Source organism: Allomuricauda sp. CAU 1633 (assembly GCF_017313225.1).
Classification (GTDB): domain Bacteria; phylum Bacteroidota; class Bacteroidia; order Flavobacteriales; family Flavobacteriaceae; genus Flagellimonas.
On sequence record NZ_JAFLNE010000009.1, the window covers coordinates 90,494 to 111,785 of the forward strand.

At 41.4% G+C, this 21,292-nt stretch carries 11 protein-coding genes; 10 read left to right on the forward strand and 1 reads right to left on the reverse strand.

What is annotated here, in order from left to right; translation table 11 throughout:
• The first annotated feature begins 114 nt into the window (after positions 1–114).
• From J0X14_RS17510 to J0X14_RS17520, 3 genes are read left to right on the forward strand one after another with little or no spacing between them, the layout of a single operon-like run.
• The gene (locus J0X14_RS17510) at positions 115–1,842 is read left to right on the forward strand and encodes a tetratricopeptide repeat protein (RefSeq protein WP_207099119.1); all 1,728 of its coding nucleotides are present in this window, start codon (positions 115–117) and stop codon (positions 1,840–1,842) included.
• Positions 1,843–1,852: 10 nt separating this feature from the next.
• Positions 1,853–2,506 (forward strand): SCO family protein, encoded by a 654-nt coding sequence (locus J0X14_RS17515; protein WP_207099120.1) that lies wholly within the window; start codon positions 1,853–1,855, stop codon positions 2,504–2,506.
• Positions 2,506–3,147: a class I SAM-dependent methyltransferase gene (locus J0X14_RS17520; protein WP_207099121.1), complete on the forward strand. Its 642-nt coding sequence runs from the start codon at positions 2,506–2,508 to the stop codon at positions 3,145–3,147. Before J0X14_RS17515 ends, J0X14_RS17520 begins: the two co-directional genes overlap by 1 nt.
• Before the next feature lie 40 nt (positions 3,148–3,187).
• Here the strand turns inward: J0X14_RS17520 and J0X14_RS17525 are convergent, their stop codons facing one another.
• Complete coding sequence (locus tag J0X14_RS17525; RefSeq protein ID WP_242528085.1) at positions 3,188–7,141, reverse strand: two-component regulator propeller domain-containing protein; 3,954 nt, start codon at positions 7,139–7,141, stop codon at positions 3,188–3,190.
• Between the two features lie 271 nt (positions 7,142–7,412).
• Between J0X14_RS17525 and J0X14_RS17530 the strand changes: the two genes are divergently transcribed.
• The 7 genes from J0X14_RS17530 (at position 7,413) to J0X14_RS17560 (ending at position 21,285) form a co-directional block, all read left to right on the forward strand.
• A complete protein-coding gene (locus tag J0X14_RS17530; RefSeq protein ID WP_207099122.1) occupies positions 7,413–9,221 on the forward strand; it encodes a glycoside hydrolase family 2 protein in 1,809 nt (602 codons plus the stop codon).
• Complete coding sequence (locus tag J0X14_RS17535; RefSeq protein WP_207099123.1) at positions 9,214–10,221, forward strand: glycoside hydrolase family 43 protein; 1,008 nt, start codon at positions 9,214–9,216, stop codon at positions 10,219–10,221. Before J0X14_RS17530 ends, J0X14_RS17535 begins: the two co-directional genes overlap by 8 nt.
• A 645-nt stretch (positions 10,222–10,866) precedes the next feature.
• Positions 10,867–13,839, forward strand: a complete 2,973-nt coding sequence (locus J0X14_RS17540) for a SusC/RagA family TonB-linked outer membrane protein (protein ID WP_207099124.1) — start codon at positions 10,867–10,869, stop codon at positions 13,837–13,839.
• Between the two features lie 26 nt (positions 13,840–13,865).
• A complete protein-coding gene (locus J0X14_RS17545) occupies positions 13,866–15,398 on the forward strand; it encodes a RagB/SusD family nutrient uptake outer membrane protein (RefSeq protein ID WP_207099125.1) in 1,533 nt (510 codons plus the stop codon).
• Between the two features lie 227 nt (positions 15,399–15,625).
• Positions 15,626–19,135 (forward strand): VCBS repeat-containing protein, encoded by a 3,510-nt coding sequence (locus J0X14_RS17550; protein WP_207099126.1) that lies wholly within the window; start codon positions 15,626–15,628, stop codon positions 19,133–19,135.
• Complete coding sequence (locus J0X14_RS17555; protein WP_242528086.1) at positions 19,122–20,201, forward strand: glycoside hydrolase family 43 protein; 1,080 nt, start codon at positions 19,122–19,124, stop codon at positions 20,199–20,201. The genes J0X14_RS17550 and J0X14_RS17555 overlap by 14 nt, the downstream gene beginning before the upstream one ends.
• On the forward strand, positions 20,191–21,285 hold the full coding sequence (locus tag J0X14_RS17560; RefSeq protein ID WP_207099127.1) for a family 43 glycosylhydrolase: 1,095 nt from the start codon (positions 20,191–20,193) through the stop codon (positions 21,283–21,285). The genes J0X14_RS17555 and J0X14_RS17560 overlap by 11 nt, the downstream gene beginning before the upstream one ends.
• Positions 21,286–21,292 lie beyond the last annotated feature (7 nt).

Genomic DNA, 21,292 nt, shown 5'->3' on the forward strand with positions numbered 1-21,292 from the left:
CCAAATATACTTTTTTCATCAAAATTGAACAAACTAGTTGGTCTAAATAAAATAAGTTATATATTTGCACCGTCTAGTCTGTTTAATAATTTAAATTCGGTTAAAACTAAGGACATGAAAAAAATAATCATTACATCAGCAATCGTAACTGTTGTTACGGCATTGTATGTTTCAGTAATAGGCTCAAATAAGGAGGCGCAAGAAACTTCTCCTTTGTTAGCCTATAATTTTGTGAAGTGCACACCTGCTAAATTTTTATTGGGTACAGTGGATACCACCCAACAAATTTCCCCATTGTTCAAAAACTTGGGAAATCTAGATTTTAAAATATCCACAGAAAATGATAGGGCCCAAGCTTTTTTCAACCAAGGGTTTAAACTGTGCTACGCCTTTAATCATGCCGAGGCACACCGTTCTTTTATGGAAGCTGCCAGATTGGAACCAAATGTTGCCATGAACTATTGGGGGCAAGCTTTTGCATTGGGGCCAAATATAAATGATACACAACCCGATGATGAGCGTAAGAAGAAGTATAACGAGGCCATTGCCAAAGCTAGGGAGCTGGCATTTTTGGCATCTCCAAAAGAACAAGCATTGATTAAGGCTTTATCGGCACGATATAGTGAAGATTTAAGTAAGGATGTTGCCGAACTAAATATGGCTTACATGCATGAAATGGCTAAAGTGGTTAAAGCCTATCCAGAAGATGCCAATATTCAAATTTTATATGCGGCATCGGTAATGAATACGGTTCCTTGGAATTATTGGGACAAGGATGGAAATCCGTCACCAAATATAAAAGAAGCCAAAGCAGCTTTGGAAAAAGCCATGAAACTGGAGCCAGAAAATCCAGGTGGGCATCATTATTATATCCATATGGTAGAATTGCCACATCCGGACATGGGTGTTGAAAGTGCCGATAAACTGGCCTCACTAATGCCTGGAGCAGGACACATTGTTCACATGCCTTCCCATATCTATATTAGGGTAGGTCGGTATAAAGATGCCGTAAAAGTTAATCAAGCGGCCATATTGGCCGATGAGGATTATATCTCACAATGTTTTTCGCAAGGGCTGTATCCCCTAGGATATTATCCCCATAATATCCACTTTTTATGGTCTTCGGCCAGTTTGTTGGGCAGTAGTGAACTAGCCATTGATGCTGCAAAGAAGACGGCCGAAAAAGTACCAGCTGGTGAATTTGTGGAAATGCCATTCTTACAAGATTTTGCAGCAACACCGTTGTTGGCTTATACCAGATTTGGAAAATGGAATGAAATTTTATCAATTCCAGCGCCGAGCCCGAAAATCAAACATTTAAACCTAATACGTCATTATGCCAGAGGGATTGCTTTTATAAGAAAAGGAAATGCTAAGGAGGCTCAAGAAGAATTGGATGCCATGAAAACCCTCAAGAACGACCCGGAATTGGAAACTTTAGTTGCCACGCCCAACAATTCCTCTGCATCCATAGCAAGAATAGCGGAAGCCGTAGTGGCAGGAGAGTTGGCTGCATTAAATGGTGATTTGCCAACCGCCATAAAACATCTTAGAGAGGCCGTTGCTTATGAAGATGCCTTGGTTTATACCGAACCAGCTGCATGGCATGTACCCACAAGGCAAAATTTAGGGGCTGTTTTAATGAAAGCCAAAAAATACAAGGAGGCTGAAAGCATATACAAAGAAGATTTGGCAGTATTAAGGCAAAACGGATGGTCTTTAATGGGATTATACAATGCATATACTGCCCAAGGTAAAAGTAGTGAAGCCAAAAAGATTAAGGAAGAGTTTAATAGGGCTTGGGAAGATGCGGACATCACCATTACAAAATCAATTTTATAAACGATTTACAATGAAAACCTTAAAACGTATACGTTGGATTCCGGTGGCCTTGTTATTGATAGTATCTATGTTTTTGATATCTAATTTATCCGATAAAGAGCGCGCACTGGCTATATACAACCCTGCCGATTTAAACCCAGAATTGGTGGATGAAAGTTTAAAGCATGTAAAAGAAGGTCATACCGTTATGGATTTTGAACTGATAAATCAAAATGGGGAAATTATTACCCAAGAGGATTACAAAGACAAAATTTATGTTGTGGATTTCTTTTTTTCAAGCTGTCCAACCATTTGTCCTGTTATGACCAGCAACATGGTTAAAATTCAGGAAGCATTTTTGGAAGATGACACTATAAAGCTACTGTCCATATCGGTAACACCCAAAAACGATAGTGTTCCCACTTTGAGGGATTATGCAGATAAAAAAGGTGTTGTAGACGCTAAATGGAACATTACCACTGGAAACAAACAGCATATTTACGAGTTGGCGCGCAAAAGCTATTTCGCAACCACAGATGAAGGAGATGGAGGGCTTCAGGACTTTATTCACACTTCAAACTTTGTTTTGGTCGATGAGAAAAAACAAATAAGGGGCATTTATAATGGTCTTAGTGAAGAAGAAATTCAACAATTAATAAACGACATTAAAATTTTAAACAATTGATGGAAAACCCAAGTTTTGAGAATAACGCTGTTCGAGGGCCAATAAATGCATGGGTGTTTCGTGCACTAAACGGTTATATGGATTATCTCTTTGGAAAATCAAAAAGAGAACTTTTTAAAAACCATCCGAATACCGTTGTAGAAATTGGTCCAGGTTCAGGTGCCAACATGCGCTATCTAAAAAAGAACACCAAATTAATCGCCATTGAACCCAATGTACACATGCACAAAAACTTAAAAATTAGCGCACAGAAGTATGGAATCGACCTAGAAATAAAAACTTTAGCTGGAGAGGCCCTAGATCTGCCGGATAATTCCTATGATTTTGTAATAAGCACATTGGTTCTATGTACGGTAAAAAATCCGGTGCAGTGTGTTAACCAAATTAAGCGCATATTAAAGCCGTCTGGAAAGTTTGTTTTTATAGAGCATGTTAAAGCGCAGGAGAATTCCCTTCTCGCTTTTATTCAAAATGTAATGCACAGACCCTGGCATTGGTTTTTTGAAGGGTGCCATACCAACAGGGATACAAAAGCCTTATTGGAAATGAGTGGGTTTAGTTCGTTAAAGGTTCAGGCCTATAAGTCGTACTCACCGTTCATTCCAATAATACCCCAAATAAGAGGAACGGCGTACAAATAATTTGTGGTATAAATTTTCTAATTTTTGAAGCGGATTAAAATCAAGGCTTCCCTTGCATGTACTCGGTTGGGGTCATTTCAAATTGCTTTTGAAAATTCCGTCCAAAACTGGTAGCAGAATTGTACCCTACGATTTCGGCTACCTCAAAAATGCGATACTTTCCTGTTTTTAGCAGTTCGGCCGACCTTTTTAGGCGGGTAATGTTTATCAACTCATTGGGGCTGAGGTTGGATATGTCCTTGATTTTACGGTATAAGGTTGACCGGCTCATGTTCATGATCTCTGCCAAGACTTCCACATTAAGTTCATGGTCTGCCATATTCTCGTAAATGACTTCATCCAACTTTCTAATGAAAGTCTCATCGGTCTTTGTATTCGCAATACTTCTAATATGGGCCAGTGGTGAACTCGTGTAGTGTTCCAGAATATGTTTCCGATTTTCTAGCAAGTTGGCAATGTGCACCTTTAGATGTCGCATGGAGAAAGGTTTCTCCATATAGGCATCTGCACCCGACTCAAGGCCTTCCATTTTAGCGGCCATTGCACTTTTTGAAGTAAGCAGGATTACCGGAATATGGCTTGTTTCTAGATTGGTCTTTAAGTTCTTGCACAGTGTAAAACCATCCATACCGGGCATCATTACATCACTGATGATAAGATGGATGTTCTCCACTTCCAAGATTTGAAGGGCAACTGCACCATTTGAGGCTTTAAAAACAGTGTACTCCTCTTTCAATTCCTTGGCAATAAAATCCAGTAATTCTTCACTGTCTTCTACCAGTAAAATACTTGTTTTTCCAAACACAGTCAGACTTTCTTCCGGTTCCTCATTTTGAAATCTTTGATCCATTCTTTTGGGCCAGAGCACAAATTCCTTTTCTTGGCGGATAGGTAGTACCAGTACAAAACAGTTTTCAATCCCATTACTCGCATCCAGTGTTAAGCTTCCTTGGTGCATTTCTGTAAGCGACCTGGCCAATGCAAGTCCAATTCCAGTTCCAGACTGATTCTCCACACCGGATACCCTGTAGAAAGGCTCAAAAATAGTTTCTTTTAAATGTGTGGGAATCAAATTTCCATCATTGGCAATGGTCAATATCAATCCCTCTGTACTGGTTTTGAGGTGCACGTTCACATTCTTTTCGGCATATTTTATGGCATTCCCAAAGAGGTTGCTCAGTATTTTCCGAAGGGCCTCAGCATCCACATAGGCATAGATATCGTGGTCGCTCGTGTTCAATTTAAAATCGATTTCACGCTCCTCAATGGCTTCGCTAAAGCGTTCCAAAGTCTTTTTTACCAACTCTGTAATATTGGTCTCCACAAACGTAAGGTTCACCCGTTCGGTTTCGGTTTTTCTAAAATCCAACAACTGGTTCACAAGGTCCAACAAGCGGTTTGTGTTTTTTTCAATGATGTTCAGATTTTCGGATACGCCCGGCAATTCCTTCACCTTATTGAGCACTTTTTCCAAAGGACTTTTTATTAAGGTCAACGGGGTACGTATTTCGTGTGAAATATTGGTGAAGAACTCAATTTTGGCCTCGTACAGTTCTTTTTCCTTTTTATAGTTTAGCTGACGGATTCTCTGAATGTTTTTGATCTTGTTTCGTTGGTGATATAGTCTAAACCCTAGAATCGCTAAGGTTGCAATCAAAAACGTATATAGGGCATAAGCCAAGTTGCTTTTCCAGAATATGGGAAAAACTTTTACTTGCAAAGCCTTGGATTCTTTACTCCAAGTACCATCATAGTTCATGGATTTAACCTTGAACACATAATTTCCTGCTGGAATTTCGGTAAAAGACACGTTGTGACTTTTTTTGAGGCTGATCCAATCGTCGTTCAACCCTTCCATCCGATACCAGTATTCCGTGGTCTCGGGAGCAGCATAGCCCAAGGCTGCAAAACCAATACTAAAGGAAGCCTGATTGGGCTTTAAATTGATTTTATTGGCCCAAATCAATGATTCTTGCAAAGGAGAATCTTCATCGGATACATTGACTTCTGTATTATTTATTTGCAAGCTTGTTAGATAAATTGGAGACTGTTCGGAATTCTCTTTAAAACTTGAAGGATTGAAACTTACCAGCCCCGCAACACTTCCAAAGTAAAGCGTTCCATTATCATCTTTATAGGCGGAATTGTAGTTGAACTGATCACTCAGCAAACCATTGGCCTTGGTATAAATTCTCTTTTCTTCCGTATCTGGATTGAATTCGACCAAACCCTTCGAGGTACTGATCCATAACCAGTCTCCAACCTCAATTATGGAGTAGAACACATTACTGGGAAAACCATCCCCAACCGTATAGGTTTTAAAATCATTTGTTTCTTCTCGATACAGGTTAAGTCCATACTCTGTGGTAATCCAAATACGGTTACTACTATCTTGAAAAATTCCATTGACATTATTACCACTAATACTGTTCCGATCATTGATGTCATGTCTATAAATCCGTTTCTTTTTGGTTTTGGGATTAAAAGTAAACAGACCATCCCAATAGGTACCGGCCCAAAGCACACCATCATCATCTTTTAGTACGGCAGTAAAATGTGTGTCTTCGGAAAAGGCATCAATGGTGGTGAACATGTCGGTTTCGTAATCGTAGGTTTGAATCCCGGAATCTGTTACCACAAACAGGTTCCCAAAATCGTCTTCATACAGACTAAAAATGAAATCACTGGAAAGCCCATGACCATCACCACGCCCGTAATGCTGTACTACTTTACCCGTAGTGATGTCCATGATGTCCAATCCATGCTGGAAAGTACCCACCCATAAACGGTTTTCATTGGGAAAAAGAGCATGGATGTTATAATAGGAAAGTGTTTGGTCCGATTCTGATGGGGCATAATTTGTAAAAAGCCCTGTTCTTGGGTCATATTTATTGAGCCCGGCATCTTCGGTTCCAATCCAAAGATTTCCAAAGCGATCCTTAATGATTTCCCGTACCGCATTTCCACTAATAGAGTTTTCCCCAGGTATCGGGAAAAACTTATTAAACTGCGTGTATTGTTTGGGATAGTAATTGATTCCTCCAAAATAGCTGCCTATCCATACGCCGTCCTCATTGTCTACCGTAACACAGTAAAGGGCATTATCGGAAAGGGCGTAAGGGTCATTGATACTTTTTTTGAGATTGATAAATGCCCCATTTTCTATGTTGTAGATAAAAAGCCCTGATTCTGTGGCCACCCAAAGCTCATCCTCATTTTTTACAGAAATGCTCCGTACATACAACTGATCTTCATCGTCATACAAAAGCTTGGTTACATTTTGGTTCGTTGTATTGAAAGAAAGCAAACCATGACTTTGGGTCCCCACCAACAAAGTAGAGCTATCAAGAGCTTCAATTTTACTTATCCGTAACGAAGGGGCATTTGATTCATTTAGGGTAATATTGAAGTTTTTGAAACTCTTTGAATCACCATCATACCAATGCAGGGAATTATCATGGGAAGCCCAGATATTTCCATTAACATCTCTGGTGATGTCCTCCACATGGAAGTACTTTTCGGCATCATAACGGGTGGATTTCTGGGTCTCTACTTCATACTTGACCAAAGACTGCCCAGATACAAACCAAAGATTGCCTTGATCGTCATGGTCTATATCAAGAATGGGAAGACCCATTGAGGCATCAATGGCCTCAAAGCTTTCATAACGCTCATCATAACTGAACAGTCCACTATCTGTACCGACCCATAATTTACCCTTGTATTCGTGTAGACATTCAATAAAATTACTGCCCAAACTTTTTGGATTGTTGGCATCATATTGAAAAACCTTGAAAGAATATCCATCGAAACGGTTAAGGCCATCCTTGGTCCCAAACCATAAAAAACCACGCTCATCTTGTAAAGAACTGAGAACGGTATTGTGGGAAAGACCATCCTCTGCTTTGTAATTCTTGAAATAAAATTCTTGTCCGGTTACCCAATAAAATGAGCAAAGGAACATCCAAAAACCAAACCAAATACCCTTCATCATAGACCTCATTGCTGTTTTACAATATTATGGATTTAGAGAACAACAAAGCGTGTCATTTTGCTTCAAATTGTTGCATAATTCCAATCAAGATTCAGGAAAATGCACTTTTTGAACGGATTGTGATATATTTTGAAACAAATTATCGTGCCCATCACCACAGAAATATGGTACTTGGAATGCTGTATGGATTCCGTTGAGTTTTATGATCAATTCAATAGAGCAACGACACTATTTCCAACACAAAGTAAAAATGACCCTAATAGCATTAAACATGAGAAATACAATTACGATACTCTTTACTGTTTTGTTGAGTTTTCAGCTCTCGGCACAATGGAAACCTGCGGGAAACAAGATCAAAACAGAATGGGCCGAAAAAATCAACCCTAATAATGTACTGTCAGAATACCCTCGTCCGATTATGGAGCGGGCCGATTGGAAAAACCTCAATGGGCTTTGGGATTATGCCATTCAGTCCAAAGGGTCGTCCCAACCAACCCAATTCGATGGAAAGATTTTGGTGCCTTTTCCAGTAGAAAGCAGCCTTTCTGGGGTCATGAAGGAAGTAGGGGCATCCAAGGAGGTATGGTATAGCACCTCTTTTACCGTTCCTGCAGCATGGAGCAGTAAAAATATTGTACTCCATTTTGGCGCAGTGGATTGGAGAACCGAAATCTGGATCAACGACGTAAAGGTTGGATCCCATGAAGGAGGATACACTCCCTTTTCATTTGACATCACCCCATTTTTGGGCAACAACGAACAAAATCTAGTGGTCAAAGTTTGGGATCCCACCAACGATGGACCCCAACCCAGGGGCAAACAAGTAAAGAAACCAGAAGGCATTTGGTATACACCGGTTACGGGCATTTGGCAAACCGTGTGGTTGGAACCAGTGGCTCAAAAGAGCATTGCCCACATGAAAAGTATACCTAACATAGATAATGGTACTGTAAAAATTGAGACAGACATTGTTGGAGGCGCTTATGGCGATATTGTGGAAGTACGCATTTTTGATGGGAGCAAGGATGTTGCCACAGCTAAATCATCAATTGGGGAATCTTTGGTGCTCAACGTGCCAAACGCCAAACTTTGGTCCCCAGAATCTCCCTTTTTATATGATTTCACCGCAAAACTGATTAGTGATGGAAAGGTGGTGGATGAGGTGAGAAGTTATTTCGGGATGCGAAAGATTTCCATGCAGAAAGACCAGTATGGCGTTGTCCGAATGCAACTCAACAATAAAGATTACTTTCAGTTTGGCCCGTTGGACCAAGGTTGGTGGCCTGATGGACTTTATACCGCTCCAACCGATGAAGCCCTGAAATATGATATTGTAAAGACAAAGGAATTAGGATTCAACATGATTCGTAAGCATGTCAAGGTTGAGCCTGCTCGCTGGTACACCCACTGTGATCGTTTGGGAATATTGGTCTGGCAAGATATGCCAAACGGAGATAAAAGCCCACAATGGCAGAACCGCAATTATTTTGATGGCACCGAACTTAAAAGAAGTGCCCAGTCAGAATCAATCTACAGAAAGGAATGGAAAGGTATTATGGACTACTTGTATTCGCACCCTAGTATTGTGGTATGGGTTCCTTTCAATGAGGCTTGGGGTCAGTTTAAAACGGAAGAAATCACCGAGTGGACAAAGGCTCATGATCCAAGTCGACTTGTAAATTCCGCCAGTGGAGGGAATTTTTATCGTACCGGTGATATTGTGGACCTCCATAACTATCCCGGACCAAAAATGTATCTTTATGATGCTGAACGAACCAATGTCTTGGGAGAATATGGAGGGATTGGTCTTCCCTTGGAAGGGCATCTTTGGAAACCTGATAACAATTGGGGCTATATAAAGTTTAAAAACTCCAAAGAGACCACTAATGAATACATCAAATATGCAAAGGAATTGAAAAACATGGTAATAAGAGGTTTCTCTGCGGCCGTTTATACCCAAACCACAGACGTAGAGGGAGAGGTCAATGGGTTTATGACGTATGATCGTAAGGTGGATAAGATGGATTTTTCTGCGGTAAAGAAAATCAATCTGGAAATAATCAATGCCATTCATGAATAAAGGAGTTAGAGAATGCATAGTTGTACTCGTACTGTTGCTAACAACGGCGATTTGTGCACAATCAGAAAATTCACAAGACCATAATCCCTTGTTCCAAGGGTGGTACGCCGACCCTGAGGGTGCTGTTTTTGGGGATACCTACTGGGTTTTTCCGACGTTTTCCGATGATTTTGAAAAACAGCTCCATTTCGATGCCTTTTCCTCCAAAGACTTGGTCAACTGGCAAAAGCATGAACGTATTTTGGATACCACTCAAATTAAGTGGCTACGACAAGCCCTGTGGGCTCCTGCCATTATAGAGAAAAATGAGGAATACTATCTCTTTTTTGGTGCCAATGATATTCAGCGACCCGGAAGGGATTCCTATGACCCCGATAATGATATCAACCATTATGGTGGCATAGGGGTCGCTGTGGCTCAAAATCCGGCAGGACCATACAAAGACTATTTGGGCAAGCCATTGATATCCGATTTTTATAATGACGCCCAGCCCATTGACCAATTTGTTTTTCAAGACATTGATGGGACGTACTATTTTTTCTACGGAGGATGGAGCCATTGCAATCTGGGAAAACTGAACGATGACTTTACCGGGTTTATCCCTTGGGAAGATGGCACTCTTTTTAAAGAAATCACCCCTGAGAGCTACGTAGAGGGCCCATTTATGTTTCTGAGAAACGGGATTTACTATTTCATGTGGTCCGAAGGCAGTTGGGGAGACGGAAGCTATAAAGTGGCCTACTCCATGTCCGATAAGGTTACTGGACCCTACAAACGCATCGGTACGGTTTTGGAAACCACGGAAGGTGATATCGCTACCGGAGCCGGACATCATTCCGTCATTAAAAAACCAGGTACAGATGAATACATCATGGTGTATCACAGGCGACCCATTCCCAATTTGGATCGCGATCACCGGGTGGTTTGTATGGATAAAATGGAGTTCAATGCGGATGGAACCATAAAACCAGTGAAGATTACACATGAGGGTGTAAAGTAACTTCAAAGTTAAAATTTACTCATTCCCACAACGCAATCTTACGGATAAATCTTTTTAATCCACGCTACACCTAATCTATAAACCAATTCCGTTTACGGATTAGGAAGCTTTATTTTTCATTCAATTACTTTCCGGTGTATAGCATGTTTCAACGAAGCTGATACCCTTTGAACAAAAGGTGGGATTCTACAGAAAAATGCGGTGAGAAATATGAAAACTATCTACAAAATCTGTCAAAACCTGTGATTCTCCTGTCAGGACTTCCTTGAACGATTCAAATAGTCAATATTTTGAAAAATGGAAGACCTTCTTATTGTAAAACACTAAAAAACAAAGAGTTGAATGTTGACTCACACAATTTTTTTGTTTTGGACAGGTACAACAATTTGTCTCAGGATGCAATAATTTATTTCAAAAAGGCCAAATCCTTAACGGTTTCTTAAAGTTTGAACGATTTGTATGATAGATTGGAACAGATCTATAGGTATTGTCAATATGTAAATTACTTGATTTGTTTATTCAAATTTTATCAATTAACGACATGTGTGATTGATAAATTGACAATGAACCAATGCTTTTTTGGAATACCAACTTTAAATCTAAAATTAAGGACAAATGAAAAAACAGCTAACTAGACTAACTAAAATGGCGTTACTGCCAATCCTTTTGTTGTGCGCACACAGCTATGTTCATGCACAGGAACAGCTGACAGTTACGGGCAGCGTTAAGGATACCCAAGGAGCTCCTTTGCCAGGAGCCAGTATTGTTATCCAAGGAACCCAGCAGGGTACTACTTCGGATTTTGATGGCAATTTTCAACTTGATGGCGTGCCTGCAAATGGGCAGCTTATGGTAAGTTATATTGGCTTTGTACAATTATTGGTGGATGTTGATAATAGAAGCTCAATTGATATTGTGCTATCAGAAGACAATAATCTTTTGGACGAGGTTGTCGTAATCGGTTACCAAAGTGTAAAACGAAGTGAGATTGTAGGGTCTGTATCTGTTGTGGACACAGATGAAATGTTGAAAGCTCCCGCTGGAAACGTCGGTCAGATGTTGCAAGGTAGGGCAGCTGGGGTAACTGTTACCTCAACCGGTGCTCCCGGTACTTCTTCTTCCGTAAAGATTAGGGGATTGAATTCGTTTTCAGGTCAAGATTCTCCGCTTTATGTAGTGGATGGTATGTTGATTTCGGCCCTTGGGTCTGATTTTAACCCAAACGATATTGAGTCAATACAAGTGTTGAAGGATGCCGCGGCAACAGCATTGTATGGATCCAGGGGAATGAACGGGGTCATTGTTGTAACGACCAAAAAAGGAAGACCGGGTCCCTTAAAGGTAGATTATGATTTTTATTATGGCTTCCAGACCATTAATAAAAGACTGCCCTTGACCAATGCGGCACAATTTAAGGCGATAAACGACCTTGCTTATACCAATAATGGTGATGCCCCCCTAAATCTTAGAGAAGGAGTGGATACTGACTGGCAAGAAGAATTGTTCAAGACCGGAACTATTTCTGAGCACAATCTTAACCTTTCAGGGGGTTCCGAAAATTCAAACTATTTTATTTCATTGAACTATTTTGATCAAGAAGGTGCTATCATCGGTCCTGAGTTTGAGCGTTATCAGATTAGGGTGAATACCCAAACAAAGAAGGGAAGGTTCACTTTTGGTGAAAATATAGCCATGAGCCGAAGCACTCAAACTAGAGTAAACGGTAACCCGTTTATTGATGTGGTTTGGATGTTGCCTACGATACCAGTGTACGACCCCAATAATGAAAGTGGTTATGGATATGGGGACGATAACAATTCAACTTTCGCGACCAATCCGATTGGATTGCAAGAACATTATAGCAATACTGCGGTGACCAGTAAAGTACTTGGTAGTGCATTTGCAGAATTTGAGATTTTCCCATTTTTAAAGTATAAACTGAATCTTGGTTTGGACTATGCACAGATTCGAGAAAAATACTTTCAGAGAGCAGGAGCTTTAAGGCAGAACACTCCTGGAGCAGCCTTTTTGGATGATCGTCACACAGAGTTCTTCAATATTCTAGCGGAAAACACCTTGAATTTCAACAAGACATTTGGAAAACATAGCATTTCTGCATTGGTGGGTTACACGACCCAAAAAGACAATTTTACCTATAATTTTGCCCATACCGAAGGGTTGAGTGGAGAGTTCTGGGTACAGGATAATGGTACTACCAGCCCTCGTACCGAAGGTAGGGAGGAAGTTGCTGGGCTAAGATCCTTTCTTGGGAGTTTCAACTACTCCTATGATGATAAATACACGCTATTGTTCAACTTTAGACGAGATGGCTCTTCAAAGTTTGGTAAAAACAACCAGTATGCCAATTTCCCATCCGTGTCCGCTTCTTGGAGAATTAGCGAAGAAGGGTTTATGGAAAACAACGGTGTATTCAGTAACCTAAAACTTCGAGGAAGTTGGGGTATTGTAGGTAATCAGGCCATCAACAATTACGCAACCCAAAGCGTACTTCGATACAACCAAAACTATGTACTCAACAACCAAGTGGTTCCTGGTGCCACCAACCTTCAGTTGGTAAATCCAAATCTAAGGTGGGAAAGCAAAACCACCACCAATATTGGTGTGGATATGGGCTTTTTCCAAAATAGATTGAGCCTTACTGCGGATTATTATATAGCTGATGTTGAAGATCTACTACTGGCTGTGCCAATACCTTTGTCTTCCGGTAACACAGGTGGCGACCCATTGGCCAACGTAGGTCAGGTGCAGAATAGGGGCTTGGAGCTTAGTCTAGGTTACCAGAATGTCATCAATGATTTTAGTTTTGGGATTTTGGCCAATGGTACTTTCTTGAAGAACGAGGTAAAGGCTTTGGTTGAAGAAGCTGGGAACTTGCCCATTTTTGGACAAGGACAGATTTTGCGTACTGCAGTTGGTGAACCAGTGGCATCTTTCTACGTGTTGGAAACCGCGGGAATATTTCAAAACCAAGCTGAGATTGATGCATGGGGTGTACAACCCGGTGCTCGCCCTGGTGATGTAAAGTATGTGGATAATGATGGCAATGGTGTCATCAATTTTGATGACCGTACTGTGGTTGGAAAGGCCTTACCAGATTTTGAATACGGCTTAAACTTGAATTTTGGTTATAAAGGGTTTGATATGACGGCGTTTTTCGCTGGAGTTACTGGAAACAGCATCTTTAATGAGCAAAAATGGTGGTCTCAGCGCTATGATGACAACGCCAACTATTTGGTCGGAGATGTCTTCTGGACGGGGGAGGGCACTTCCAATCTTATTCCTAGACCACAACACTTGGATTCTTCTCTGAACCCTACCCAGAACTCTGACCGTTATGTGGAGAAGGGTGATTATTTCAGGTTAAAGAACCTACAAATAGGATACTCCTTTCCAGAAGCAGTCATCAGCAAACTCAGCTTAAATAAGCTTAGATTGTATATGACAGGACAAAACCTTTTCACCATTACCGATTATTCCGGTTATGACCCAGAAGTTGTTGGGGCCAATGGAAACGGTGATTTCTTGAACAGAGGATTTGACAACGGGAATTTCCCTTCATTGAGAACAGGAATATTGGGGATTCAAATAGGATTTTAATCAACTAAAAACTTAAACTTCAAAGAATGGAAAATATAAGAAAAATAATAGTATTGATGGTATTCTTTGGGATGACCGTCTCATGCGAAAAAGACCTTTTGGACCAAGTGAATCCAAATGCTCCTACGCCAGATACGTTCTGGCAGACGGAGGAAGATGCCATACTTGGTATAAATGCAGTATACTCTGGAATCCAGAACCGCGAACTCAGTCTGTGGGAAATATTTGACTATGACATGCGCTCGGATGAGGGCTATAGCCAGAGTCCATGGACAGACCTCGCCAATGTGGGTAGACACGTGAACATAAATTACGACTTCCCATGGCTACTTGAGGTTTGGCGAGAATTGTATAGAACCATCTATAAAGCAAACCAGGTACTTGAAAATGTGCCAAACATTGAAATGGATGAATCGCTACGAACAAGAATTGTGGCTGAAGCCCACTTTTTAAGAGGGCATTGTTACTACAAATTGGCTACACTTTGGGGTCGTGTTCCATTGGTTACTGGTATTGAGGATGCCAATACGCGTTATCCGCAAGGCACCATTGAGGAAGTTTGGGCTTTGGTTGAAGAAGACTTCATTGCTGCCGCTGCAGGACTACCTGAAAGTTATACAGGTGCAGATGTTGGACGTGCAACGTATGGTGGAGCTATAGGTTATTTAGGAAGGTCCTATTTGCAGCAGAAAAAATGGAGTGAAGCAGCAGCTGAATTTGAGAAAATCATTGCCATGGTACCAGGGACTTATGATTTGATGGCAGATTTTAAGGATAATTTTACTGAGGAGTTCGAAAACAACAAAGAGTCCCTTTTTGAAATACAGTTCGTCAATAACAATGGAAAGACCGGTGGTTTTCCAACATACAACAATGCTTCTGGTGATGAAACCAGTGAGCGGGCACAGTTCTTTGGAGTTCGTCCTTTGGGTTGGACCGATGGTCAACCTACCAAATGGCTCTTAAACCAATTCTTGAGTGAAACTGATAGTGATGGCAATGAAGACCCACGTCTGCAGTACACCATGACTTACGATCATCCAGGTGAACTTTTATATGGGCAAACCTATGCTGAAAGAGGTGCTGGACCCAATGACCGTTTTTGGAGAAAGTACACCAACTACTGGCAAGATTATGAAAGCTACTTTTCAGGAATCAATACCAGGGTGCTTAGATTGGCAGATGTGTATTTAATGTATGCCGAAGCCTTGAACGAGCTGGGTAGAACACCAGAGGCCATTCCATATGCAAACTTGGTCCGTCAACGATCCAACATGAATGATTTGCCCATGACCTTGAATCAGGAAGATTTTAGGCTACAGTTACGCCACGATCGTGTGGTTGAATTGGCTGGGGAAAGCGTGAGATTTGTTGACATGGTACGCTATGGTATCGCTGGACCGGAACTTGCGGGTCCTGATCCAAGCCTTTCGGCTGCAGAATCAGATTTTGATACCGAGTTCCAAAACTTTGTCAAGGGAAAATCAGAGTACTTGCCAATTCCTTTGCGGGAAATTGATGCCTACGGAGGTTCGTTGGAACAGAATCCAGGCTGGTAAGCGATAAATAAATTTAATAAAAAGAAGGCAAGTGCCATTGCAAGCGTAATCAAGCAATGGTGCTTGTCTCCAATTAAAACTTCAAGGATAATTAAGATATCGTTTCATCGATGGGGAGGTGCAGTTTAATACGGACATTTTTAACAAGGCAAAGGAGCATGCTTTTGAGCGCTACTGCCCTTTGTTTATGTTTTGCAGCTTGTTCTGAAAATGATGCTCAACCAAAGATGTTCAAACGGATATCCAGTACACACTCAGGAATTGATTTTAATAATCAAATTCAACCGTTTGAAAGTGATACCCTCAATGCTTTGGAATATGATGTGCTTTTCAACGGTGCTGGTGTGGGAATAGGTGATTTCAATGCAGATGGACTTCAGGACATCTTCTTTGCAGGAAATCTGGTGTCCTCCCAATTGTATATAAATCAGGGTGACTTTACCTTTCTTGAGGTCACTGAAAAAGCTGGTGTTGCCACCACGAAGTGGTGCACCGGGGTTTCGGTGGCAGATGTCAACCAAGATGGCTTGTTGGATATGTATGTGGCCGTCGCCCATGCAACAGGATCTAAAGAAGAAAGGTCCAACCTGTTGTTCATCAACCAAGGAAACAACGCTGAAGGAATTCCCATTTTTGAAGAGTTGAGCAATGTGTATGGCCTTGCTGATGATGGATTTTCCATACAATCGGTTTTCTTCGATTATGACAAAGATGGCGACCTGGATTGCTACATTCTTAGCAATGCCATGGAAAAAACAGGTCGTAACCAACTGCATAAAAAGCGCAATAATGGTGAGAGCCCATCAAACGATCGGCTGTACCGGAACAATGGATTTGTAGATGGTCATCCAAGCTTTGAAAATGTGACTCTTAGTGCAGGTATCCTAAAAGAGGGCCATGGATTGGGGGTTTGTGTAACAGACTTAAACCAAGACGGTTGGCTCGATGTGTACTGTGCCAACGATTTTGTCTCCAACGACAATATCTGGATCAACAACCATGATGGCACCTTCGTAGACAAATCCGCAGAGTATTTAAAGCACACTTCATACAATAGTATGGGAGTGGACATACAGGATGTCAACAATGATGGACTTTCAGACATCTGTGTCGTGGATATGTTACCTGAAGAGGAGCAGCGAAGAAAAATGATGGTCATGAAGACCAACAGAGACTTTTTTAGCATGGCTAAAGGTCTTGGCTATCAAGAGGAGTATGTTAGAAATGTCCTGCAAATCAACCAAGGGAACAACCAGGATGGAAGTCTTCGATTTAGTGAAATAGGTCAGCTAGCTGGCATTCATGCCACAGATTGGAGCTGGGCGCCCTTATTGGCCGATTTTGATAACGACGGATTAAAAGATTTGGTGGTCACTAACGGCTATCGCCGTGATATTACCAATTTAGATTATGCCGTGTACCTAAACCAAGAGGCAGCTTTTCAAGGCAAGAACCAAGAGGAGGCACGGCAGAATAGAATCAAAAAACTGTATGAGCTTCCAGAAATAAAATTACAGAACTACATTTTCAAGAATAATGGAGATTTAACCTTTAAAAATGCTTCGGAAACCTGGGGACTTCAAGAAAGCACCTATTCCAATGGTGCGGCTTATGCTGATTTTGACAATGATGGCGACCTTGATTTGGTGTTCAACAATATCGATTCTGAGGCAAGCTTGTACCGAAACGAACTTATTTCCCCAACCTCTTCCGAAAACGCAGAACCCAAAAGCGAATCCCATTTTGTGCGACTTCAATTAAAATCCGATACAGGTCAGAGTAAAGAAGTAGGTGCAAAGGTGAGGGTCTTGCTTCCTTCCGGGGAATTAAAATATCAGGAAAACCTACCGGTAAGAGGGTATATGTCCTCTGTGGATCCCATACTCTCATTTGGGTTGGGAAATAACACCAGTTTTAGGGTGGAAGTTGTTTGGACCGATGGTAAAATTCAAAAGCTGGAGGGGTTAGTTCCGGATATGCTTCATACTATAAAATATCAATCCCAAGAAGAACAGCATTTTACAGTTCAACCTTCAGAACAGCAAATTTTTCAACTGCTGAACGCGGATAGTTTGGGATTGACCTATAAACATGAGGAATATGCTTTTGATGAATTCAAACGCACCTTCTCCCTACACCAGCAATACAACCAACTTTCTCCGGGCATGGCCATAGCCGATGTGGACAATAATGGTTTGGATGACATTTTCATAGGAGCGGATTCCAAACGATTGCGAACTATTTACCTTCAAAAAACACCGGGAAAATTTGAAGCCTTGCCTCAAGGGGAGAACAATATGGAAGATATGGGTGCGCTTCTTTTTGATGCCGATAATGATGGGGATAATGATTTGTATGTTGTAAGCGGCGGCAGTGTAAACCTAAAGGAAGATGACTATATCTACAACGATCGGTTGTATTTGAATGATGGCAAAGGCAATATGTCCCGGTCCCAAAACTTGATTCCCAAAACACGCTTTAGCGGCAGTGTTGTGGTAGCTTCTGATTACGATCGCGATGGAGATCTGGATATTTTTAGGGGAAGCCGGGTCGCCGTTGGCGAATTTCCAAAATCACCGGACAGTTATTTGTTGCGAAATGATGATGGGATTTTCAATGATGTGGCCCATACGGTGGATGGGTTGCAAAATGTGGGCATGGTAAGCGCGGCCTTGTGGACTGATTATAATTTGGACGGATGGTATGATTTAGTGGTGGCGGGTGAATTTATGCCCATAACCTTCTTTAAGAATCATGAAGGAACACTAAAATGGGATGAACAAGCCACAATTCCCAATTCAAGCGGATGGTGGAACAGCATAACCGCTGGCGATTTTGATCAAGATGGGGACATGGATTATATCGCCGGGAATCTTGGGTTAAATAGTCAGTATAGAGCCTATCCCGATAGGCCTTTAAAAGTCTATGGCTCAGATTTTGACCATAATGGCACCAACGATCCCATTGTGAGCTATTCTAAAAACGGCGAGGATGTTCCTGTGGCCGTTCGAGATGTAATGCAAGAACAATTGAGCCTCACCCACAAGCGGTTTGGAACATATGATGCCTATTCAAAAGCTTCCATAAATGATATTTTCAGCAAGAAGGAACTGGAAAGCGCTATTGTACTTTCTGCCACCGAAATGCGCAGTTGCTATATCGAAAACAAAGGTAATTCAAAGTTTGTTTTAAAACCGTTGCCCAATGAAGTACAGTTTTCTCCAGTTTTTGGAACGATGGCCAATGACTTTAATGCAGATGGATTTTTAGATGTGCTACTTGTGGGCAATTCTGAATCTTTTGAAACCTACACGGGACCATACAATGCTTCTTTGGGCACTTTGTTGTTGGGAAATGGAAATGGGGATTTCACCTATGTCCCGCAATCCAACTCTGGGCTTTACTTGGATTATGACCAAAAAGCGCTGGGAATGGTAAATACAGGCAATGAGAATCTTTTCATAGTTACCAATAACAATGCACCAGTACAATTGCTAAGAACTTCAATAGCATCCAATGGTGAATTTATCTCGCTTCAAGCTAATGAAGCATCACTCGAAATGATATTTGATAATGGGAAGTCTGAACATAAGGAAATAGGATATGGCAGTGGATATTTAACCCAGTCCTCAAGGGACATTTTTGTCCCCACAAAAAGTGTAAAACAAATTAATGTATATGATTTTGTGGGAAATCAGACGCGTACCATAAAAACCAATCAACATGAACCAAACTGAAAAAATACAGAATTTGAAGATGAACTTGGTGTATCGCATATTGTTTTTAGTTGCTCTAATGGGGTCTGCGGACTTAATTGCCCAGCAACCCGATATACCGGGGCAGGTTTCCGAAAATGAGTCGCCCAAAAATGAGGCCTATCTTTTTGCCCACATGACCCATGAGGATTATGGCCGCTTGTATTACTCCGTTAGCTTGGACGGCTTGCATTGGCAACGTTTGAACAATGGGGAACGAGTTTTTGATGCATATCAAGGCCATCCAGATATCTGCAAAGGACCCGATGGAAAGTACTATATTTTGGGCAATACCAGTGATTCCTCACCTGATATCAATATTTGGGTTTCTGATGATTTGATTAGCTGGAAGAAACACGGGGTGTATACGCCAAACCTCAAACAAACTCCGGATTATTCAGAGGCGCTACAGCGTATTGGGGCACCTAAACTTTTTTATGATGAAGCTTCGGCTCAATTTGTCATGACCTGGCATACGCCGCACAAAGAAGGCACCAAAACGGACCCAGAACGGTATTGGGCAAGTCAAAGGACTTTGTATGTGCTTTCAAAGGATTTGAAGACATTTTCCAATACCCCCAAAAAACTTTTTGATTGGAATATTGGCACCATTGACGTTATCATCAGAAAGGTAGAGGACACCTATTTTGCCATTATAAAGGATGAAACCTATCCAACTTTGTACTGGCCAACTGGAAAGACCATACGAATTGCAAGGTCAGATTCCTTGTTGGGACCGTATTCCTTTCCAACAGACCCCATAAGCCCAAATTTTAGGGAGGCACCAACCCTAATTCCCTCCCCAAACAATAAAGTTTGGTACCTGTATTATGAGCAATATCCAGGGGTTTCCTATGGGCTCTCCGTGGCCGATAATTTGAATGGCCCGTGGTATCAAGCATCAGGGTATACATTTTACAGTGATTGGGATAAATATGCATTGCCCAAAGAGGTTAGGCACGGTTGCATGATTACCATTTCAAAAAAAGAATATAACCAACTAGTTGAAAAATTTGAGATTGTTAAAGAAGAATTCAATGAAAAATAGAAGTAGATCAATAGTTTATGGACCCCTTGTTGTGGTATTGGGCTTTTGTTTGATTTCATGTCAGGAGCGGACAGAAAAAAAAGAAACTGTAAAGGCGGAACAACAGCAGAAAGAGACGTTCACCAACCCATTGTTGCCATCTGGTCCGGACCCGTTCAACATTTACCATGACGGATACTATTATTACACCAGTACAGAGGGCAATAAACTGGTCTTGAGAAAGGTGAAAAACTTGGCAAATCTCAGTGAAGCGGAGACCAAGACAATTTGGACCCCACCAGAGGGCACATTGTACTCCCATGATATTTGGGCACCAGAAGTGCATTTTATTGATGGAAAATGGTATGTGTACTTTGCTGCAGATGATGGGAACAACGAGACCCACAGAATGTATGCTGTGGAAAACTCGAACGAGAATCCCTTTCAAGGCACTTTTGAGTTTAAGGGGAAGATAGCTGCAGCTACGGACAAATGGGCTATTGATGGCAATGTTTTTAGGCATAAGGGACAATTGTATATGATATGGTCTGGATGGGAAGGCGATGCCAACGGGCAGCAAGATATTTTCATCGCCAAAATGAAAAACCCTTTGGAGATTGAAGGAGACCGTGTAAAAATTTCGTCACCCACCCATGAATGGGAAAGGCATTGGAATGAAGGCACTTCCGATAGTAACCCTCCCCAGGTATATGTGAACGAAGGACCACAATTTTTGTCCCATGACGAGAATATTTTTATTGTGTTCTCCGCAAGCGGATGTTGGACCGATTATTACTCGTTGGGATTATTGACGTTTATCGGAACCGATAATTTATTGGACCCAGACGCTTGGGTAAAGTCGGATGAACCCATATTCACGCAATCACCCGAAAATGGAGTGTATGGCCCCGGGCACAACTCCTTTTTTAAGTCACCTAACGGCAAAGAGGATTGGATTCTGTACCATGCCAATTCAGAACCAGGCCAAGGATGCGGTTCGCATCGTTCGCCAAGGATGCAAATGATTCAATGGAGTGAGGAAGGCTATCCCGTCATCGGAACACCTAGATCTGTGGAAGATGTCATTGAAATTCCCTCCGAATAGGATGCAA